The sequence below is a fragment of the Sphingobacterium psychroaquaticum genome (assembly GCF_900177625.1).
Lineage (GTDB): Bacteria > Bacteroidota > Bacteroidia > Sphingobacteriales > Sphingobacteriaceae > Sphingobacterium > Sphingobacterium psychroaquaticum.
The window spans coordinates 59,325-78,512 of the sequence record NZ_FXAU01000005.1 but is presented as its reverse complement, the minus strand read 5'-3'; the positions used below and the strand labels follow the sequence as shown (position 1 = coordinate 78,512).

Genomic DNA, 19,188 nt, shown 5'->3' with positions numbered 1-19,188 from the left:
ATAATGGAAAAATCATTTTTAGGCAAACTACTTCATCTCGCAGACCCGACACTCCCTATTGGTGCGTATACACACTCAAATGGATTAGAAACCTATGTACAGATGCGTTTAGTACAGGACAAAGAAAGTGCCGACCAATACGTGCGACACAACCTGTGGTACAACATGAAGTATAACGATGCCGCCATCATGAAGCTCGCCTATGAAGCAACGATGGTTCGTGATATCGATTCGCTCCAAGCATTGGATCAGGAGTGTTCTGCGCTCAAAAGTGCCAAGGAAATTCGTCAAGCAAGCCAAAAGCTTGGATTACGGTTGTTTAAAATATTCACCCGCTATGAAAAAGATAGCCTGGTAGAAGCTTGGGCCACACTTGCTAAGCAAAGGAAGGTAGACAGTCACTATTGTGTTATATATGGCATGTTTGCTTGTCTGCTACAAATTCCACTTGCCGAGGCAATGCATGCTTATTATTACAACGCTGCCATCGGTATGGTTACCAATGCTGTTAAACTCGTTCCATTGGGACAGCTTGACGGTCAAGATATACTCTTCGCCCTACATGATGACCTCGAAACACTGTGTGCCGAAACGTTACTGGTAGAGCGGCACCTGGTGGGTTTATGTAATGTCGGTTTTGATATTCGCTGCATGCAACATGAACGTCTTTATACGCGGATTTATATTTCGTAAGAGGGGCGTATCCTTTATCTCGGCAAGAATGATGACCTAAAAACATCATGGCGAGAAGGAACAGCGCAGCAATCTCAAGACAGTTAAAAAAACAGGGCTAACCTTTTTGGTTGTCCAATTTAAAATCAAAAAAATGGAAAATAGAAAATACGTTAAAATAGGAGTCGGGGGGCCTGTTGGTTCTGGAAAAACAGCGCTCTTGGAACGTCTCAGCAGAAGACTCTTAAATGAATTGGATCTCGCTGTTATTACCAATGATGTTTACACGAAGGAAGATGCGGAGTTTATGGCAAAAAATAGTTTACTTCCGCGTGAACGCATTATTGGCGTCGAAACAGGAGGGTGCCCACACACAGCTATTCGTGAAGATGCCAGTATGAATCTCGAAGCGGTTGAAGAACTTGCTGAACGCTTTCCAAACCTTGAGCTCATTTTAATCGAAAGCGGAGGAGACAACCTATCATCAACCTATAGCCCTGATCTCGCTGACATTACAATCTTTGTTATTGATGTGGCAGAGGGTGAAAAAATGCCAAGAAAAGGTGGTCCTGCAATCACCCGATCAGACCTTCTATTAATCAATAAAAAAGACTTGGCTCCATATGTCGGTGCTAGCTTAGAGGTAATGGAACATGATGCCCGAATGATGCGCAAAGGAGCTCCTTTTTTGTTTTCAAACCTGAGAACAGGGGAAGGGTTGGAAGAAATTGTGGGTTGGATTAAGAAGTATGCTCTGCTTCAAGACGTGGACGAACCAAACCTACTGCGATAGCCATGGTTTGCGAGTTAAATATTAAAGTCGCCCACCGTGCTGGAAATTCCTTTCTAAAGGATGCCTTTCTGACACCTCCCTTTCGAATTGTACCTGTTGGACAATACAAAAAGGATAAAGCGGCCTACCTGATGATCATGAGTTCATCGCCGGGCTTGCTGGATGGCGATACGCATAACATAGAGGTCGACATTGCACAGGGTTCCAAACTTCAGCTACAAACGCAAGCATATCAACGTTTGTTTCACATGAAAGGTGACTCTGCGCAAACCATGCGTGTCAACCTAGGACAAGACGCAACCTTTTCTTTTGTTCCTCATCCTGTAGTTCCACAAAATGCATCCAGTTTTCGCAGCCATAATATCATCCATTTACAGAAGAACAATCATGTGTTGCTTAGCGATATTGTAACCTGCGGCCGCAAGATGTCTGGAGAATCCTTTCAGTACCATCACTTTCAAAGCCTAACAGAATGTTTTATCGAAGGTAAATTAGTCTTGAAAGATAATGTATTGTTACAGCCAGATAAGATGCCGATCCAAGGTCTGGGTATTTTGGAAGGATACACACATCAAGGAACACTGTTTTATTTAAATAGTGCCGGGGTAGATGTGCTGTCTTGGATAGATAAATTTCACCAACAATATGGTGATCGCGAAGACCTTGCCTTTGGTATCAGCGAACTGCAAGAAAAAGGTTTTATGGTACGCGTACTGGGACATGGCGCAGAGCCAATGTTCGACTTATTTAAAGATATACAAAATCAGTTATGGGACGCACTGTTCTTGCAATAGATGCTGACAATTAAAAAACTTTACAATGAAAAATAAAGTCCTGGCCTTTACAAAGGCCTTTTTTAGAGGTTTTGGACAAATTATGCTACAGGGGAATGCTTGGACAGGACTGTTATTTATTGGGGCAATCTTTTATGATTCTCCACTAATGGGGCTAGCGGCCGTATTATCCAATTTAACCGGAATAGCGACAGCCTACCTGATGCGATGTAAACAAGAAGATATCAATAATGGCTTATTCGGTTTTAATGCCAGCCTGTTTGGTATTGCATTAGTCTTCTATTTCGAAGAAAACACCTGGGTCTGGGTCACGATTATCTTGGGTTCTGTTTTATCCGCGATGCTAATGGCCGTTGCCCTACAGAAGAAGTTTCCGGTTTACACATTTCCTTTTATTGCAGTAACATGGATATCACTTTATGTTCTAAGTATTCCAGAACTGGCCATGCGCACCGTTCCCGAGCATTTTGTTGATATCAAACAGATGGATGACTTCCTAATCGAAGGACATGCCTTCGGCCAAGTTATCTTTCAAGGTAGTGTTACTGCTGGATTTATTTTTTTCCTCGGGGTATTTATCAGCGAACCAATCGCCGCTTTATATGGCTTTGCAGCCGTTATTGTCAGTATCTACCTTTCGCATTATGGCAACGAATCGCAAAGCCTCATCAATAATGGCACTTTCAGCTTTAACGCTGTGCTATGCGGCATTGCAATGAGTGGACAACGTATACGCGACGGTTTATATGTTCTCGTTACTGTCGTGATCGCAACCTATGTAGATCGTTTTATGCTGCACGGAGGCTGGACAACATTAACCTTTCCATTCGTCGTCGCCATGTGGATGCTTGGTCCAATAAAATGGGTAGACCGTTGGGTTGTTAACAAATGGAACATACTCCGCGGTGAACAAATTTAATTTTTACTATGTATTTAAAATCTATATCACGTAAGGTTGGGCTTGTATTCATGGTGCTTATCGGTACATGGAACATCACCAATGCACAAATAAGTCCACCGGGTCTTGGTAAAGCCAAGACTGCATTTTGGGCGGCTTTTGGTGTACGCAAAAAACTCGACTCTCTCGGCACAAAGCAACACATGACCTATATTGGGTTAGGTCGTAAAAGCACGCCGGAAGCAAATAATCCCTTCTCCAACCAAGCAATCCTTGTTCTCAATCACGAGTACTATCATCGATTTACGAAGCATCAACAATACAGTTATGCTTTGAGTTACCGGAGACAGAATGCTTACGCGAGCAGCGCTCCCTATGATGGAGAGGGGGTAGAGCAGGAGTTTCGAGCTTACGGTCGATACGCCTATATCATACCCGCAGGCCGTTGGAAATGGACCAATACCGTACGACAAGAGTTTCGCAAATTTTTCACCTCGGATTTTGGCAAAGCAGAAGAAAATTTCCAGTTGCGCACGCGTATTAAAAGTCAGCTTGTATATACCCTCTCATCAAAAAATAAACAGTCTTTGGCTTTGAGCGCGGAAGGTTTACTCGCGACAAGTGCGATGAACGAAGCAGAGAAGCAATGGACACCATATGCTTATAAAGAGACACGACTAGGTATATACTATCAATTCAAAATACCGCGCAGCGACCTTTCTATGGATGTCGGTTATGTGAACAATTTAATTCGCGGCAACCATCAGGCAAAAGCAGGCATACATTACCTGGCAATGGACCTGGTCTGGGATTTACCATTTCATGATAAACCATAGGCGAACCTAGCTTAAAAATTTATGTTTCCTGTAGTCACTAGGAGAATAGCCTGTGATCTTTTTAAACAGACGTGTAAAATAGGACGGCGACTGATATTTCAATTCAAAGGCTATGCCTGCAATATCGCGGGTAGCATCCTGTAGTAGAATCTGACTATGCAGGATACTAATCTCATTGATCCATTGCTTCGGTGGTTTATTTGTCGCCTCCTTTACACATTTATTGAGGTAGTTCTCCGAAATATGGAGGAGATTTGCGTAAAAGAGTACATTTTTATGATCGATATGAAATCGCTGTACCAATTCACGGAAGCGAAAAGCAATATCCAGCTGTCGGCTCATGGGTGCACGTGTCTCGATATCTGTACGTATAATCTTAAGCAAAGCACTCTGCAATAACGACACACAGATATCCATCTGCTTCCCTTCTGTATAAAGCTCATCTTCCAACAACAGCAAAATGCGTTTGACCCACTCTGCAACGTGCGGTTTCAATGTTATAAAAGGGTTGGAGTTGAAAAACTTGATATCGTTTATCCCTAAAGCAATATCTGTAACAATTTCATTCTCATACACCACAAAGAATCCCTCAATATCATCGGAAAGCGATAAGGTGGCGGTGATATTTCCCTGTTTAATATTGATGGCTTGTTGCGCGGTCAGGGTATAAGACCCACTTTCTAAATGCTGCGTAAGTGACCCCTTGGTCACAAAGATTAAGAAGTTAAAGGTCGTCCGGTAAGGAACTACGGGCATCAGAATACTGCGCAGGTAGTTTTCGATCCTATATACCTGTATCTTACTCTCGTTGAACAACGTATGATCGCTAACATCGGGCAAGAATAATTTCTTGTATTCGTAATTACTGATAATCTTTATGGCAGACTTCATCTTCTTTGATCCTTTACACCCGCACCTAGCATTAAGCAAACACCAGGAAAATCGGCCTAAACAAAGATACGTTTAATCACAGTCTTTAACCATTTCATTTCAAATAATTTACATCTTCCGGACACCGATTCGTTCCCAGCGATTCTCCCACCAACGACATCTCTGTATGAAGCGGTTCACACGGAGCGCTTTTGAAAAATAAACATCATCAACCACCTAATTCCAGACATCCGATAGGGGGGCATTTCTACGGGTAAAAACATCGTTTTGACGGTATAATCGTTACTTTATTTGTTGCCTAAACAAGCTGATTTTCCGTATTTTTAAATACTCAAAACAGCTCAAAAACTACATCTTTAATGCTATTCAAACTTTTCTTTCTTTTTACAAAAATAGGCCTTTTTACTATTGGTGGCGGCTATGCTGTTATTCCGCTGATTGAAAAAGATATCGTATCTAGAGCCTGGCTAACACATCATGAGTTTTACGAATTACTAGCGATCACGGAATCACTTCCTGGTGTTTTCGCAACCAATATTGCAGCCTTAGTGGGATACAAGATCGGCGGCATCAGAGGAGGAATAGTCGCAGCACTAGGAACAATTATCGCTCCTTTTGCAATTATCGTTTTCATCGCTATGTTTCTCTCCCGATTTCAGGACAATATATATGTAATCAAAGCTTTCAAAGCATTGCGCCCTGTTGTCGTTGCCTTGGTCGCAGCGCCATGTTATATGGCGATTAAGGTCAATAAAATGGGGCCGAAAGAGTTGCTTTTACCGGCAGCTGCACTCATACTTATGTGTTTTTTTGGCGTTTCACCAATATGGATTGTTATTGCCGGATGCCTCGGAGGAATCGCCTACTTCGAACTAAAAAAATAATCAAAAATTGAAATCATGATCTTTATTAAGCTTTTTTGGACTTTTATCAAAATTGGGACGTTTGGATTTGGGGGTGGTTATGCTATGCTTTCTATGATACAGGAAGAGGTTGTGACGCGTAATGGATGGATGACCAACCAAGAATTTACGGATCTTATCGCTATTTCGCAAATGACGCCGGGTCCAATTGGCATTAATACGTCAACCTATGCCGGATACAATGCCTTAGCAAATTTGGGATACCCGCAATTGGTCTGTATCCTTGGAGCTTTGATGACGACTATTGCACTGTGTTTGCCGTCCTTTATTATGATTTCGGTGATTTCTTATTTCTTTATCAAATTCCGATCGAACAGGTTTTTTTCGCACGCTATGCTGGGCATACGTCCGCTAAGTGTATCGTTGATTGCCCTTGCTGCATTATCTTTAGTCTCTGAAGAATCTTTTATAGATTATGTTAGCGTCATTCTCTTTGCGGGAGCGCTGGTTCTTTCTGTTAAATATAAGCTGCATCCGCTGCTGATTCTTTCGGGAGCAGCAGTGTTGGGATTGATTATTTATTAAACAACTGTTTTTGAGTATTGTAGCCCCGAGCAGAATCGAACTGCTATCAAATGTTTAGGAAACATCTATTCTATCCGTTGAACTACGGGGCCATTTTTCAAATACATTGTCAACATCTATTCCCTGCCTGCCGGCAGGCAGGTATCCGTTGAACTACGCGGCCAAAAGCTACGTTACTCTTTTCGAAAGCATTACAAATGTAAACTTTTTGTTCTTTTTTTTATATAATCATTATCGATAGTCACATTAATCACGTAATAGATTTTAACAATAACTCATAGAGCCTTTCGATTGGCTTTCGACTAATAAAAGTCGTAAATTTGTAACACACAAGAAAAGAAAAAATATATAATATTATGAGTTTTACAGGTAAAAATTTTCCAAACATTACAGTTGATGCTATTGATTATTTAGGTGACAACTTCAAGCTTAACATTTTTGAAAAAGCAAAAAGCGAAGGCAAGAAAGTTTTACTTTTCTGGTACCCTAAAGATTTTACTTTCGTTTGCCCTACAGAATTACACGCATTTCAAGAAGCAGCTGCAGAATTTGCAAAACGTAACACAATCGTTGTGGGTGCATCTTGTGACTCCGCAGAAGTACACTTTGCTTGGTTAAATACAGCGAAAGATAATGGTGGTATCGAAGGTGTTGAGTACCCAATTATTGCAGATACAAACCGTAACCTATCTAGCGTGTTAGGTATTTTAGAAATGACAGAAGTTGAGCACCCGGAATACGGTACTTTGGTTGAAGGATCAGCGGTATCTTACCGTGCGACTTACTTAATTGACGAGACAGGAAAAGTATTCCACGAGTCAGTAAACGATATGCCACTTGGACGTAACGTAAAAGAATATATCCGTTTAGTAGATGCTTACTCACATGTTCAAACACACGGTGAAGTATGTCCTGCTAACTGGGAAGAAGGTAAAGATGCGATGAATGCTACCCGCGAAGGTGTTGCTACATACCTATCTGCAAACTAATTTCTAATACACAAAGAGGTTGTTACGTGTTCGCTAGAAACACGTAACAACCTACTTAAACAAGCTCCGAGAAAAGGCAAACAGCCTGTAGAAATCCGCCCATTTCCGGGGCGAGTAGTACGTTCCACTTTAAAGAAAAATAATCTTATGTTACATGAATTAGAGACTGATAGCCTACAAGAGGTTATTGACAGCAATAAAACAGTGATGGTACAGTATGCCGCATCATGGTGTGGTAACTGCCGAATTATGAAGCCAAAATTCAAAAAAATGGCGACAGAAAATGAAAATGTCTACTTTGTGATTGTGGACGCAGAGAAATTTCCAGAATCACGCCAGTTGGCGAATGTAAACAACCTGCCTACTTTTGCCGCTTTCAAAGACGGAAAATTTGTGAACCAGGTACAAACAAATAAAATTGACGGTTTAATCGACTTATTAAATGAAGCTACCAGTAATTAAACACCTGCTTGATTTCATTGAACAGAATGATGTAGATTTTGTCCATGAAACGATTGAAACATTAGAAGCATTAACGGAATCACCCGCATTAAAAGATGAAGAGCTCGATGTTATCGGTGAACTTATATCGAACCTGTATGGGGCCGTGGAGGTGGACAAACTAATAAAAGAAGGTACCCCAAAAAAAGAAGCTTTAAATGACTTTATGAAAAGGGTACTAGGATCGATAGACCAGTAATATTCAGCGTTCTCGCGACGATAAACGCACATTAAAACTTTTCCATTATAACCCTGCTGTTTAAAACTCAGGGAGTGTGGAAAAGTTTTTTTTCAATATCGTAACTTTTAAAACTTATTAACGCTATTTTTACTAGTACTAAAGGTTACTATTTTTAAAACTATCAGCGAGTATCACTTCATGTTTTCACAAATTCAAGGGGTTGTATGTGAAGTTTTAGACAAAGATTTTTAATTGTTGGTAAGGGGAATCAAAGTTTTTTGATTCCCCTTATTGTTTCACAGCTTTTACAAAATAGCTGTTGCCTATTTTTTTATGTAAGTTTATCTTCAGGAACCGCCACTGCCGAACGTAAAGTCTGAGGCAGGAAGATGAACGCTTATAAACATTTATTTACGGATGAAAAAACGATATTTCAGCTTGTGCTTTTATGGTCTAATGATCATGCAATCTTTGGCCCAGACCAACCGACCGATGCATGCCGCCGACATACAACTGCAAATGGAAAAACTCAACACCTTGGGTTCTGTGCTGTACTTTGCGGCCCACCCTGATGATGAGAATACAAAATTGATTGCTTACCTCGCTTCCGAGCGGAAAGTACGCACAGCCTACCTCTCGCTAACTCGGGGAGATGGTGGACAAAACCTCATCGGAACCGAACAGGGGGTAGAGCTGGGACTTATACGGACACAAGAACTGCTGCAAGCACGAAAAATCGATCGTGGCGAACAATACTTTACATCGGCCTATGATTTTGGTTTCTCCAAGACGCATGCCGAAACTTTTCGCTTTTGGAATGAGCACGAAGTATTACGTGAGGCGGTTTGGATTATCCGTAAACTTCAACCCGATGTTATCATTACACGCTTTCCACCCGATGAACGTGGCGGCCATGGGCACCACCAAGCTTCGGCCATGTTAGCACGTAAAGCCTTCGATGCAGCGGCTGATCCAAATGCATTTCCAGAGCAACTAGTAGAGTTACAGCCTTGGCAAGCTAAGCGTCTAATTTGGAATACCGCAAACTTTATGCGTATGCAGGGAGACAGCCCTAATCAGCTAAAAATTGATATTGGTCAGTTTAATCCACTATTAGGCCATTCTTACGGCGAATTATCGGCCTTAAGCCGCTCTCAGCATAAGAGCCAAGGGTTTGGGTCGGCAGCAACGAACGGACAAACTATTGAATCGTTTGAACATGTCGCTGGCGCTATAGCCAAACAAGATCTATTTGATCAAATAGATATCAGCTGGACACGTATACCTGGTGGCCGACCTGTTCAACAGGCAATCGACAGGTTGGTAGAGACATATAATCCGACCAATCCTGCGGGGGCAATACCCCAACTCGCGCAAATATGGCACCTGATCCAAAAACTGGACAACACCTATTGGAAAGAAAGAAAAACCAAAGAAGTAGAAAGCCTATTGCTTGCTTGTGCAGGAATGAAAGTCGAAGCCCTCGTCGAAAAACCATATTACACACAAGGGGAAAGTATTCCTTTTAGAGCGGAAATTATTGTTCGTAACCCCAACACACAAGCTTGCATCTCCTATATCAACGGCGAAAATATACAGCAGACGCTTGTCGGAAATAGTGTAACTAAGTTCAACGGACAACTGGCACAACAAACCTATACACAGCCCTATTGGTTAGCCAAACCGCACACACTGGGGAAATTTGAGGTTCTTCCCGCTAATTTCGGCTTTCCAATGAACCCTGATTTGCCGGCTGTAAATATCCTGCTAGAGATTGGCGGAATTGAAATTCCACTTGTTGAGCCACTGCAATATAAATACCTCGACCCGGTACGTGGCGACGTGCATGAGTATGTTCAGGTAAGACCTGCAATTGCTGTCGGCTTGGATCAACCTGTTCTACTTGCCCAAAAAGGAGAACGCAAGAAAATAACAGTTACCTTTTTGAATCAAGCAACCCTAGATAGTCAAAAAACCATAGAACCGCAAATTGAAGGAGCAGGGTGGACCATCTCTCCAGCACAAATCAAATTAAACTTTAAAGCAGATCAACCAACGCTTACACAGGAATTTGATTTGACCAACACCTCCTTGCAACCAGAACCCTCACTCTTATCTTTTTCAATAGATGGCAAACCTTTGAAGGCCGTCCACGAAATTGCTTATACACATATTCCAACCCAAACATGGTTTCCAGAGGGCATGATTCGTTTACAACCGATTGACATCATTAACCCTGTAAAAACAGTAGGATACATTATGGGGGCAGGAGACCGCGTTCCAGAAGCTTTACGCGAACTAGGTATACAGGTAGACCTCATTAAAACGCCTGATATCACTCCGACCTTGCTTTCAAAATATGATGCTATTGTATTGGGCGTCCGAGTCATGAATATCGACAAAAATATAGCGCAAAAAATGCCCATAATCGACGAATACGTAAAAAATGGTGGGGTGACTCTAATACAGTACAACGTAAACTCAAACCTTGCCGAAGCAGATTTTGCATCACGAGGGTTTACGATTTCGCGCGCACGTGTCACGGAAGAAGATGCAGAAGTACGATTTAATGACCCAAAAGACCCTGCTTTAAACTTCCCTAACAAGATTACAAAAAAGGATTTTGATCACTGGATACAAGAGCGCGGGCTGTACTTCGCTGAAAAGATAGCACCCCGCTATCGCACACCACTATCGATGAACGACAGTAACGAAGCGCCACATAGCGGGTCACTACTGATAGAACGCCAAGGAAAAGGCAAATTTGTCTATACTTCCTTATCTTTTTTCAGACAATTGCCTGCCGGAGTTGCCGGAGCTAATAGATTATTTGTAAATTTGTTAGCAAAAGAACAATAACGAATATTTATAATGGAAAATCAAGTAGAAAAAAACGAGACTGTAAATGCTAAAGGAATCATCCTTTTGTTAGGAACAATCTTTGGTGGATTGATCTCAATTGTTACGTGTGGAACATTTTTAGGTTTCATTACGGGTATCATTGTTGGTTTAGTATTCGCTATTTTCTTTGTTAGCGTTTTTCTTCCACACAAATCGCATGACAGATAAGGGATTACCTCCTTTTGTTAAAAACTGGAACCAGTTCTATATCCTTGTGTTCGCATGGTTAGTTGTCTGTATTTTATACATGTACTGGTTTACTAGATATTTTGCATGAGTACTATTGACTGGATAGTACTCTTTTTTACGCTCCTACTTATTGTCGTATACGGCATGTATAGAAGTCGTGGCATTAAAAATATCGACGGATTTATCGTTGGCGACAGAGAGCTTCCTTGGTACAATGTCGGCCTCTCCGTTATGGCAACCCAAGCGAGCGCCATTACCTTCCTTTCAGCCCCTGGTTTAGCCTACTCTTCGGGAATGAGCTTTGTACAGTTTTATTTTGGGCTACCCTTAGCCATGATTGTCCTCTGTATTACTTTTGTTCCGATCTTCCATCGCCTTAAAGTATACACCGCTTATGAATTCCTAGAACAACGATTTGACTGTAAAACCCGTGTTCTTACCGCCATTCTCTTTTTAATTCAGCGCGGTATATCCACCGGTATCACCATCTTTGCACCCTCTATCATTCTGTCCAGCATCCTGCACCTAGATGTTACTTATACCACGTTAATAATTGGCAGTGTGGTCATCTTATATACCGTATGGGGCGGCACTAAAGCAGTATCATACACCCAGATATTACAAATGGGAATTATTTTTACGGCTTTATTTGCGGCAGGTTTTATGGTGATTGAGCTCCTTCCAGAACATGTTGGTTTCAAAGATGCTTTACACATCGCAGGAAAATCGGGCAAAACAAATGCCATTGACCTCAGCTTTGACCTCAACAACCAGTATACGGTATGGACTGGACTAATCGGTGGTTTCTTCTTGCAGCTCTCTTATTTTGGAACAGATCAAAGTCAAGTTGGTCGGTACCTTACTGGCGCATCCATACGAGAGTCACGAATGGGCTTACTGATGAATGGCCTGCTAAAGGTTCCGATGCAGTTCTGTATCTTGCTTATCGGCGTACTCGTTTTTGCCTATTATCAATTTCATACACCACCTTTGTTTTTCAACAATGTGGAGGTAGAAAAAATACAAAACAGCGCACACCGTGGGGAGTACAACCGTATTATGGCGCAACATGAGCTATTAAGTGCCCATAAAACAGCCATTGTAGAAGATTTAACCGTTGCACTAAAAAAGGATGACCAATCCGCCGTTCAAGTAAAACGCGAAGCTTTACAACAGAAAAATATAGAAGGACAGAAGCTCCGCAAAGATTTGGAGGCGCTTATGAAAAAGAACAACCCCGATGTAGAGCTTAATGACAATAACTATGTCTTTCTGTCGTTTGTCACCAGCACGTTCCCTAAAGGCTTTATTGGGCTCCTAATCGCCGTAATTTTCTTAGCCTCTATGGGCGCAACAGCAAGTGCGATCAATTCCTTATCATCTACCTCTGTAATCGATATCTATAAACGATTCATTAATAAAACGGGAACCGACAGAACGTACCTGATAGCTTCTCGTCTGTTTACGCTTTTTTGGGGCATAACAGCGTTAGTTGTTGCTCTCTTTGCCAGTAAACTAGGAAACCTTTTGGAGGCGGTAAATATATTGGGATCGCTCTTCTACGGTACCATTCTAGGCATCTTTCTGGTTGCTTTCTATTTTAAGAAAATAGGAGGAAAGGCTGTGTTTTGGGCCGCGATACTATCAGAAATTGTCGTCTTCTCCATATGGAAAGCAGATGTATTGGCCTACCTCTGGTTAAACCTTGTCGGTTGTATCTGTGTGATTCTCTTTGGGTATCTATTAGAACGCAGGAAAGTGGCCGTATAAAACAAAAAGTGCTTGAGTCCTTCCTAACAACCTCTTTACACGCTCACTACTTAACCTAAAAATAGCGTCGGTATACATTATATAGAATCCGCCTATCATACGCTGTCATCGTGTCCGAAACATCCACGACAATAAATTTACGCTTAAATGCAGTAATAGCCGCCTTGAGGTTCGTTACATCATAACCAATGATACGAAGCGCATCTACATAATTAAAGTTCTCTGGAACCATTTCTAGGTTTGACTCATCGTACCACACGCCAAAGCCATTTTGTGCAAGTCGCTTCCATGGAAAAAAAACACTGGGGTCATCTTTCCGAGTAGGAGCAATATCAGCGTGCCCAATAAAGTTGGTAAAAGGAATCTGATATTTGGTCTTCAGTGTGTCCAAGAGAGTCAACAGAGCACTGATCTGTGCTTCTGAAAAAGGCTCCTTACCACTGTTATCTAGCTCAATACCAATCGACATCGAGTTGATATCGGTAATATTCCCCCATTTAGATCGTCCGGCATGCCAGGCACGCAGATAATCATTCAGCATCTGCACCACTTGCCCATCGCGACCAATAACATAGTGGGAAGATACTTTTGCATGGGGCACCTGAAATGTACGAATGGTTTGCGCTATACTGGTCTGTGCCGTGTGATGAATAATGACATAATTCGGTTTCCGAAGGTCATAATGCATCGCTTCGGTCCAATCTGCCTGCTTATTTATTCCCTCACGCATCATCAGGCGAACACGATCTTCCGTTGTTAAAATTACAGGAAGGCTCGTCTCTTCAGGATCTTGATTCTGTATTTGCGGAACTTGAACCGTTTCCGCTTTTATTTTGGCACTATCGACTACAATAATGGGGGCTTTCGTGGGTTGCGGCGTTACCTTTTTTTTGGTTGCACAACTAACAAACACACTCACTAAACATAAACCGATAATTCCTCTCATCTACATTATTTATCGTGGCAAAGTATACATTAAGCCCATCGCCAACGCCTGGCTATGTTGTATTTTGGATGCTTCACCCGAGTTGTACACCATAATGCCCGACAAGGACACATTGATTAAGCTCGTTATCTTTGCCGTTAAGGTTGCATCCAAACGATGATCTGGATCTGTTAGCTCCTTATAATCGGCAAACATATTGTACCTTGCTTTTAAGTTCAAATTCTTTGCCAAGTTTCTATCAAGGTTCGCCGTCAACTGAAAAGCGAGGTCATTCCGGAAAGACTGTCCTGGTTTTAGTCCAAATTTCTCTTGATCTTTTGTGATCGGTTTATTTTCAGGATATTTTTCAGCATACTCAGCGATTGTCAAGGGTTTAACCCGGCTATCCAACACCAATGTCTGACGGGCAGTACCTGTACCCAAACGCAAAGAGAAGGTATTATCCGGCTTATACTCCAAACCGAAAGACTCCGTAAAGTATCCTGGTCCCATAAAACTAGACCAATACTCCTTAATCCGCTCTTTCCCATCGCTATCCTTATCGTACGTGTATCCGAGATCAAATTGTGATTCAAAGGTCAAGGAAACATATAAAGCCCATGTTTTAGAGAGTTTATAGGCTAACTTATTATCCCAAAAAATTCGGTCATTATTCTTTTTTGCCAGCTGATCCTTATTCTTGATCTTACCATATTTCAAATCAAGTTCCGTCACAAACTGAAAATTATTCTTATTGTATTCCGATTTATGCCAAGCCAGTCCGCCCAATGCTACCGAGTTTACTCCCCCTGCACTCCAGTTATCACTAAAAGAAGCCTGGTTCGCATTCAGTCCAAATTTTGTCCAGTGTTTCCAATAGTCAACTGTCATGTCTAATTTCGGAATAGGAACGTGCAATTTATTCAACTTGGACATTGGCGAATCTTTGCTGTTTACAATGCTGGTGTCGGGCTTTGCACGGAGATCTTTTAAATCAACCTGTGCTGAAACGATGCTTGAGCCACTAGCGGCAAACAGGACAAGAAGTAACTTTACTTTGTTAAACATGTCTACTTAATTATTAACTTCTAAATCTAAATCGGGTAATTTCGGTAAAAGCCGCAAGTTAGGATTTAATTTAAACATTTCATACTTGCTCTGGATATAAGACGTCAGATCATACGGGCCGGCAGCTAGGACAAAATAATAGGTCGGACGATAATTAATCATGAAATTATTCAGCTGCTCTCCCGAAAGTCCCGTTAAATTGGAAACCAGATCGGGGGTAAATTTAGAGTCGATCACATTCTGTTCGTACTCTTGTTGAATAACCTTTGTCAACCGTTTCGCCTGCTTTACCTCTTTACTAAATAAACTATAAATAGCATTGATACTCACGCCCGCCCCGGTGGGCCCAACACTAAAAACACTCCCCGGATCCGAAAGCTTGTATGCCTTACTAAAATCTTCTCTTCTCTGCTTTAAGATCTCCTCAGGAGAACGCCGAGCCACAACACGCACTTCGGGTATATAGATGCTTTTTCGCGCTACATAAATAAGCAAGATCTTTTGCCCGGTGTACAGGATCGTGTCACCATAAAATCCTTCCTTTTCTGCAACAATCTTATCACCGACACTAACGCTAATTTCAAATTCACCTCGTGCATTATTAAAGATGTTCTCTCGTGTGGATTCATTTTTCACAAAGACCTTACCCACGCGTTGATTACTGTCTTTGTCAAACACAATTCCCTGCACAGTGAAAGCTTGCCCAAAAACTAAAACAGGACAGCTATACAAGAAAAGACACAGTATGATATTCCGTATAATTTTCACAATTGTAAAACTAAACGAAAGAATAATAACTTTTGTGTTTTTAACAAATTTTATACAATTGACTACTTGGAGATAACAAGTAGCTGACCCACAGAAATGCTATCTGAAGACAATCCGTTTAAGGCTTTAATCTGATCGACCGAAACATTATATCTCTTACTGAGCGCATATAAGGTATCGCTGCTCTTTACCTCATGGATAACCATCGCCACTGCACTTTTGATTTCTTCCGTATTTACCTTCGGTTCATCGACAGCCTTTTGCGCAATAAGTAATTCCACCTTTTCTTCTCGTTTCTCTTTCGTGACATACGACTTCTCTCCGCGGTCATACTGATAGAGCTCATAGCGCTCTATTAAATCGATGAGCAGTTCAGGATACCTTGGATTTGTTGCATAGCCGGCTTCCTTTAATCCGCGAGCCCATCCTTTATAGTCGTTCTTATTCAACAGAAAAAGTCGCTCATAGCGCTTCCTGAGCAAGAATTGGCTATGATCTTTAAACGACTGCTCCGCATTATCATACACGCGAAAACAGTCGTTTATATTATCGTCAGGACGTGTTACAGATTTACCGTTCCACACCCCTCCACATTTAATTCCAAAATGATTGTTGGCATTCTGGGCGAGGTAACTATTTCCGCTCCCAGATTCTAAGATAGCTTGAGCAAGCTTAATACTCGCTGGAATACCATAGGTATTCATCTCTTCGATCGCGATCGTTTTATAACGCTCCACATACGACTTACCGGACTGGGTTGTTCCCCCGCTTTGTCCTTTTGACGACGTAGAACCCGTCTTTCCTGTTATAGCACCTTTGCCGCCTGATGGTGATTTTAAAACAACTTTTTTAGACGACGAACAGGCGCCCAAAAAGACTGAAACCGTCAGGAACAACAGGAATATTTTTTTCATTTTTTACTTATAGCAATAGTTTTTGGCCTACCGATAACTTTGTAGAAGCTAATTTACTTCTTTTTTTCAATACCTCGGTCGACGAGTTATACTTCTTCACCAATGCCGTCAAAGTATCATCCCCTTTCTTTACCACAAGTACATTCAAAACATCAAATGTATTGGCTGTGGCGTTCTTATTCATCTCCGCCAAGAGAATATCCTCTTTGGGTGCACCATTTGTTTGGGCTAAGGCAGATGTCTCTCCCAATGTTTCAACGCGATCATACTCATCTAAATCATAACGATTGATCGTCGCCAATACCTTAGAAGACCAATCCCGTGTCGTAGAATACCCTGAGCGTGCAATACCGCGTACCCAACTTTTATAATCTTCCTGCGAATGGTCGTCAAAAAGACTACTCGTAGACTTTCTGCGCTGCAACAAATCAATAAAGTCTAAATAGGAGTCCCTAACCGAAGAATAACCTTTGTATGCAGAACGAATAGCTCTACTACTGTTTCTTCCTTTAACGCCAAAATGATTGTTGAGGTGTTTTGCTATGCGACTGTTTCCGTAAGCACTTTCGTGAATAGCTACTGCTAAAATTACAGATGCGGGAACACCTGTTTCTGTCATAAGTTGCTGCGCCATCTCTTTGTATTCAGCGATGTAGCTGCTGGGTGAAAATTTTTGTGCAATTGTCATCTTGACAGTGAACACAAACATTAGTAATACAAGAATGTATTTACCAATACCTGTTTTTTGCATAATATTACTTTTAGTTCAACAATTACTTTTTGCGTAACACAAAAAGCCCGTCTCTAATTGGCAAAATGAGCTTCTCAACTCTTTCATCTCTCGCCAATGTTTCATTTAGCTCTACTATCTTTTTTGTTTGACTATCGGGGTTCTCATCCAAGACTTTCCCTTTCCACAACACATTATCAATCAAAATTAATCCTCCTGAAGGAACACGATCTACAAGCGCTTCGAAATAGAATAGATTTCGCTTTTTATCGGCATCAATAAACACGAGATCAAAACCTCCATCTATCTGCGTGATAATATCTGCGGCATCTCCTATACGATAATCAATCTGATCACCATAAATAGAAGAATCGAAATACCCTTGTACGCGCTCCTCTTGTTCCTCATTGATATCAATGGTGTACAGTAAACCGCCCTTTTCCAACCCTTCTGCCAAACATAATGTTGCGTAACCTGTGAACGTTCCGATTTCTAAAATACGTTTCGGACGTACCAGCTTTGACAACATAGAAAGAACTCTTCCTTGAAAATGTCCGGATAACATATGAGGCATTGTCTCTTTTAGATAAGTCTCTCTTTTTATGCGCTTTAAAAGCTCATTCTCCGGGTCACAAGTCTTTTCTAAATAAGCATGTAACGCATCTTCATTTTCAAGCATAAGAACAAAAGTAACGAAGCAATCCTAAAAAGGAAAGAATTTTAACATAAATTAATGAATGGAAGCCTATCAATAAACAATAAAAAACGCTATGTATTGGTCAATACATAGCGTTTTTTAGCGTAAAAAAAGCTTAATGTAACGATGCTGTAATCAAGCGTAAAAACTCAGATCGTGTAACATCATTCTGAAATGCGCCCGTAAAAGCGGATGTGGTGGTTACCGAATTTTGCTTCTGCACACCACGCATCGCCATACACATGTGCTTACACTCAATAACAACAGCTACACCCGCAGGTTTCAACGTCTCTTGAATGCAGTCACGAATCTCATTGGTTAAACGCTCTTGTACTTGTAAACGGCGAGCAAACGCATCCACCACCCGTGGGATCTTACTTAACCCGACGATATGTCCATTCGGGATATAAGCAATATGTGCCTTCCCAAAGAATGGAAGCATATGGTGCTCACACATGGAGTATACTTCGATGTCTTTTACCACAACCATTTGGCTGTAATCTTCTTCAAACATAGCACTACGAAGCAGTTCTGCTGCGTTTACATCGTAACCATGTGTTAGATATTGCAAAGCCTTTGCTACGCGCTCTGGTGTCTTAATCAAGCCCTCACGGGTAGGATCTTCTCCAATGGCCCGCAATATATCAGGATAATGGCCTGCAATATGTTCAACTTGTTTCGAGTTATATTGATCGATCTTGATATAACCGTTCTGCTCTTCGTCGTCGAAAGGTGTTAGATTACTCATTTTTAGTTTTATTTATAATGCTTTATTAGCCGAAATACTCGACATAATTGTTTTCTGTTTCATGTAATTTAACGCAGTGAAGTACTACATTTTCTTTTGCAAACCATGGTTTCAAAACATCAAATATGGCAATAGCAATTACCTCGGTAGATGCCTTTTTGCCCGCCATAAAATCGACGTCAAGATTGACGTTTTTATGATCTAGTTTATCGACTACATGTTCCAAGATAATACGTTTCATCACCTTCAAGTCGATCACAAAACCCGTCTCCGGATTAACGTCTCCCTTGACCGTAACAAAAAGCTCGTAATTATGCCCATGCCAGTTTGGGTTGGAACAATTGCCAAACACTTGTTCATTCTGCTCTTGCGACCATTCTTCACGAAAGAGGCGGTGAGCCGCGCTAAATCTTTCACGTCTAGTGATGTAAATCATGCAACAAAGATACTGTTAAAAAGTATAATTTAGTACCTT

The 19,188-nt window shown here is 41.3% G+C and carries 22 protein-coding genes and 1 tRNA gene; 13 read left to right on the top strand and 10 right to left on the bottom strand.

The window, feature by feature from the left end; all coding sequences use genetic code 11:
• The first annotated feature begins 3 nt into the window (after positions 1-3).
• The 5 genes from B9Y69_RS13285 to B9Y69_RS13265 all read left to right on the top strand — a co-directional run bounded on the left by B9Y69_RS13285 (position 4) and on the right by B9Y69_RS13265 (position 3,993).
• Positions 4-693, top strand: coding sequence for an urease accessory protein UreF (locus B9Y69_RS13285; RefSeq protein ID WP_085473471.1), 690 nt, complete (start codon positions 4-6; stop codon positions 691-693).
• A gap of 133 nt (positions 694-826) precedes the next feature.
• A complete protein-coding gene (gene ureG, locus B9Y69_RS13280) occupies positions 827-1,465 on the top strand; it encodes an urease accessory protein UreG (protein ID WP_085473470.1) in 639 nt (212 codons plus the stop codon).
• Between the two features lie 2 nt (positions 1,466-1,467).
• On the top strand, positions 1,468-2,259 hold the full coding sequence (locus tag B9Y69_RS13275; RefSeq protein ID WP_085473469.1) for an urease accessory protein UreD: 792 nt from the start codon (positions 1,468-1,470) through the stop codon (positions 2,257-2,259).
• Positions 2,260-2,284: 25 nt separating this feature from the next.
• Entirely contained in the window at positions 2,285-3,178 is an 894-nt protein-coding gene (locus B9Y69_RS13270; RefSeq protein WP_085473468.1) for an urea transporter, read from the top strand.
• 8 nt (positions 3,179-3,186) lie between these two features.
• Complete coding sequence (locus tag B9Y69_RS13265) at positions 3,187-3,993, top strand: DUF2490 domain-containing protein (RefSeq protein WP_085473467.1); 807 nt, start codon at positions 3,187-3,189, stop codon at positions 3,991-3,993.
• Between the two features lie 6 nt (positions 3,994-3,999).
• Here the strand turns inward: B9Y69_RS13265 and B9Y69_RS13260 are convergent, their stop codons facing one another.
• Positions 4,000-4,884: a helix-turn-helix domain-containing protein gene (locus B9Y69_RS13260; RefSeq protein ID WP_085473466.1), complete on the bottom strand. Its 885-nt coding sequence runs from the start codon at positions 4,882-4,884 to the stop codon at positions 4,000-4,002.
• A gap of 359 nt (positions 4,885-5,243) precedes the next feature.
• Between B9Y69_RS13260 and B9Y69_RS13255 the strand changes: the two genes are divergently transcribed.
• Together B9Y69_RS13255 and B9Y69_RS13250 are read left to right on the top strand one after the other, a co-directional pair.
• Positions 5,244-5,768, top strand: a complete 525-nt coding sequence (locus B9Y69_RS13255; RefSeq protein WP_085473465.1) for a chromate transporter — start codon at positions 5,244-5,246, stop codon at positions 5,766-5,768.
• Positions 5,769-5,783: 15 nt separating this feature from the next.
• On the top strand, positions 5,784-6,332 hold the full coding sequence (locus tag B9Y69_RS13250; protein ID WP_085473464.1) for a chromate transporter: 549 nt from the start codon (positions 5,784-5,786) through the stop codon (positions 6,330-6,332).
• Positions 6,333-6,352: 20 nt separating this feature from the next.
• On the opposite strand, the gene B9Y69_RS13245 is transcribed toward B9Y69_RS13250, so the two are convergent.
• Positions 6,353-6,424 (bottom strand) — tRNA-Arg (locus B9Y69_RS13245).
• Between the two features lie 264 nt (positions 6,425-6,688).
• On the opposite strand from B9Y69_RS13245, the gene B9Y69_RS13240 reads away from it, so the two are divergent.
• From B9Y69_RS13240 to B9Y69_RS13215, 6 genes are all read left to right on the top strand, one after another.
• On the top strand, positions 6,689-7,321 hold the full coding sequence (locus B9Y69_RS13240; RefSeq protein ID WP_085473463.1) for a peroxiredoxin: 633 nt from the start codon (positions 6,689-6,691) through the stop codon (positions 7,319-7,321).
• A gap of 147 nt (positions 7,322-7,468) precedes the next feature.
• The gene (locus tag B9Y69_RS13235; RefSeq protein ID WP_085473462.1) at positions 7,469-7,783 is read left to right on the top strand and encodes a thioredoxin family protein; all 315 of its coding nucleotides are present in this window, start codon (positions 7,469-7,471) and stop codon (positions 7,781-7,783) included.
• Entirely contained in the window at positions 7,764-8,021 is a 258-nt protein-coding gene (locus B9Y69_RS13230) for a DUF6952 family protein (RefSeq protein ID WP_085473461.1), read from the top strand. The genes B9Y69_RS13235 and B9Y69_RS13230 overlap by 20 nt, the downstream gene beginning before the upstream one ends.
• A 399-nt stretch (positions 8,022-8,420) precedes the next feature.
• The gene (locus B9Y69_RS13225) at positions 8,421-10,862 is read left to right on the top strand and encodes a PIG-L family deacetylase (protein ID WP_234991241.1); all 2,442 of its coding nucleotides are present in this window, start codon (positions 8,421-8,423) and stop codon (positions 10,860-10,862) included.
• Positions 10,863-10,874: 12 nt separating this feature from the next.
• The gene (locus tag B9Y69_RS13220) at positions 10,875-11,072 is read left to right on the top strand and encodes a hypothetical protein (RefSeq protein WP_085473459.1); all 198 of its coding nucleotides are present in this window, start codon (positions 10,875-10,877) and stop codon (positions 11,070-11,072) included.
• A 105-nt stretch (positions 11,073-11,177) separates the two neighbouring features.
• Positions 11,178-12,863 carry a sodium:solute symporter family protein gene (locus tag B9Y69_RS13215; protein WP_085473458.1) on the top strand — a complete coding sequence of 562 codons (1,686 nt, stop codon included), beginning with the start codon at positions 11,178-11,180 and terminating at the stop codon, positions 12,861-12,863.
• Positions 12,864-12,918: 55 nt separating this feature from the next.
• Here the strand turns inward: B9Y69_RS13215 and B9Y69_RS13210 are convergent, their stop codons facing one another.
• The 8 genes from B9Y69_RS13210 to B9Y69_RS13175 form a co-directional block, all read right to left on the bottom strand.
• Positions 12,919-13,809 (bottom strand): N-acetylmuramoyl-L-alanine amidase, encoded by an 891-nt coding sequence (locus B9Y69_RS13210; protein ID WP_085473457.1) that lies wholly within the window; start codon positions 13,807-13,809, stop codon positions 12,919-12,921.
• Positions 13,810-13,818: 9 nt separating this feature from the next.
• Positions 13,819-14,856, bottom strand: coding sequence for a DUF3078 domain-containing protein (locus B9Y69_RS13205; RefSeq protein ID WP_085473456.1), 1,038 nt, complete (start codon positions 14,854-14,856; stop codon positions 13,819-13,821).
• A 6-nt stretch (positions 14,857-14,862) separates the two neighbouring features.
• Positions 14,863-15,624, bottom strand: a complete 762-nt coding sequence (locus B9Y69_RS13200) for a hypothetical protein (RefSeq protein WP_144036577.1) — start codon at positions 15,622-15,624, stop codon at positions 14,863-14,865.
• A gap of 62 nt (positions 15,625-15,686) precedes the next feature.
• Positions 15,687-16,538, bottom strand: coding sequence for a glucosaminidase domain-containing protein (locus B9Y69_RS13195; protein WP_085473454.1), 852 nt, complete (start codon positions 16,536-16,538; stop codon positions 15,687-15,689).
• Positions 16,539-16,545: 7 nt separating this feature from the next.
• Positions 16,546-17,289 (bottom strand): glucosaminidase domain-containing protein, encoded by a 744-nt coding sequence (locus B9Y69_RS13190; RefSeq protein ID WP_085473453.1) that lies wholly within the window; start codon positions 17,287-17,289, stop codon positions 16,546-16,548.
• Between the two features lie 22 nt (positions 17,290-17,311).
• Positions 17,312-17,947 (bottom strand): O-methyltransferase, encoded by a 636-nt coding sequence (locus tag B9Y69_RS13185; protein ID WP_085473452.1) that lies wholly within the window; start codon positions 17,945-17,947, stop codon positions 17,312-17,314.
• Positions 17,948-18,080: 133 nt separating this feature from the next.
• Entirely contained in the window at positions 18,081-18,713 is a 633-nt protein-coding gene (folE, locus tag B9Y69_RS13180; RefSeq protein ID WP_085473451.1) for a GTP cyclohydrolase I FolE, read from the bottom strand.
• A 25-nt stretch (positions 18,714-18,738) separates the two neighbouring features.
• Positions 18,739-19,149, bottom strand: a complete 411-nt coding sequence (locus tag B9Y69_RS13175; protein ID WP_085473450.1) for a 6-pyruvoyl trahydropterin synthase family protein — start codon at positions 19,147-19,149, stop codon at positions 18,739-18,741.
• Between the last annotated feature and the right edge of the window lie 39 nt (positions 19,150-19,188).

Coding starts and splice junctions, on each gene's coding strand:
- B9Y69_RS13285 (WP_085473471.1), top strand. CDS start 4: ATGGAAAAATCATTTTTAGGCAAACTACTTCATCTCGCAGACCCGACA.
- ureG (WP_085473470.1), top strand. CDS start 827: ATGGAAAATAGAAAATACGTTAAAATAGGAGTCGGGGGGCCTGTTGGT.
- B9Y69_RS13275 (WP_085473469.1), top strand. CDS start 1,468: ATGGTTTGCGAGTTAAATATTAAAGTCGCCCACCGTGCTGGAAATTCC.
- B9Y69_RS13270 (WP_085473468.1), top strand. CDS start 2,285: ATGAAAAATAAAGTCCTGGCCTTTACAAAGGCCTTTTTTAGAGGTTTT.
- B9Y69_RS13265 (WP_085473467.1), top strand. CDS start 3,187: ATGTATTTAAAATCTATATCACGTAAGGTTGGGCTTGTATTCATGGTG.
- B9Y69_RS13260 (WP_085473466.1), bottom strand. CDS start 4,884: ATGAAGTCTGCCATAAAGATTATCAGTAATTACGAATACAAGAAATTA.
- B9Y69_RS13255 (WP_085473465.1), top strand. CDS start 5,244: ATGCTATTCAAACTTTTCTTTCTTTTTACAAAAATAGGCCTTTTTACT.
- B9Y69_RS13250 (WP_085473464.1), top strand. CDS start 5,784: ATGATCTTTATTAAGCTTTTTTGGACTTTTATCAAAATTGGGACGTTT.
- B9Y69_RS13240 (WP_085473463.1), top strand. CDS start 6,689: ATGAGTTTTACAGGTAAAAATTTTCCAAACATTACAGTTGATGCTATT.
- B9Y69_RS13235 (WP_085473462.1), top strand. CDS start 7,469: ATGTTACATGAATTAGAGACTGATAGCCTACAAGAGGTTATTGACAGC.
- B9Y69_RS13230 (WP_085473461.1), top strand. CDS start 7,764: ATGAAGCTACCAGTAATTAAACACCTGCTTGATTTCATTGAACAGAAT.
- B9Y69_RS13225 (WP_234991241.1), top strand. CDS start 8,421: ATGAAAAAACGATATTTCAGCTTGTGCTTTTATGGTCTAATGATCATG.
- B9Y69_RS13220 (WP_085473459.1), top strand. CDS start 10,875: ATGGAAAATCAAGTAGAAAAAAACGAGACTGTAAATGCTAAAGGAATC.
- B9Y69_RS13215 (WP_085473458.1), top strand. CDS start 11,178: ATGAGTACTATTGACTGGATAGTACTCTTTTTTACGCTCCTACTTATT.
- B9Y69_RS13210 (WP_085473457.1), bottom strand. CDS start 13,809: ATGAGAGGAATTATCGGTTTATGTTTAGTGAGTGTGTTTGTTAGTTGT.
- B9Y69_RS13205 (WP_085473456.1), bottom strand. CDS start 14,856: ATGTTTAACAAAGTAAAGTTACTTCTTGTCCTGTTTGCCGCTAGTGGC.
- B9Y69_RS13195 (WP_085473454.1), bottom strand. CDS start 16,538: ATGAAAAAAATATTCCTGTTGTTCCTGACGGTTTCAGTCTTTTTGGGC.
- B9Y69_RS13190 (WP_085473453.1), bottom strand. CDS start 17,289: ATGCAAAAAACAGGTATTGGTAAATACATTCTTGTATTACTAATGTTT.
- B9Y69_RS13185 (WP_085473452.1), bottom strand. CDS start 17,947: ATGCTTGAAAATGAAGATGCGTTACATGCTTATTTAGAAAAGACTTGT.
- folE (WP_085473451.1), bottom strand. CDS start 18,713: ATGAGTAATCTAACACCTTTCGACGACGAAGAGCAGAACGGTTATATC.
- B9Y69_RS13175 (WP_085473450.1), bottom strand. CDS start 19,149: ATGATTTACATCACTAGACGTGAAAGATTTAGCGCGGCTCACCGCCTC.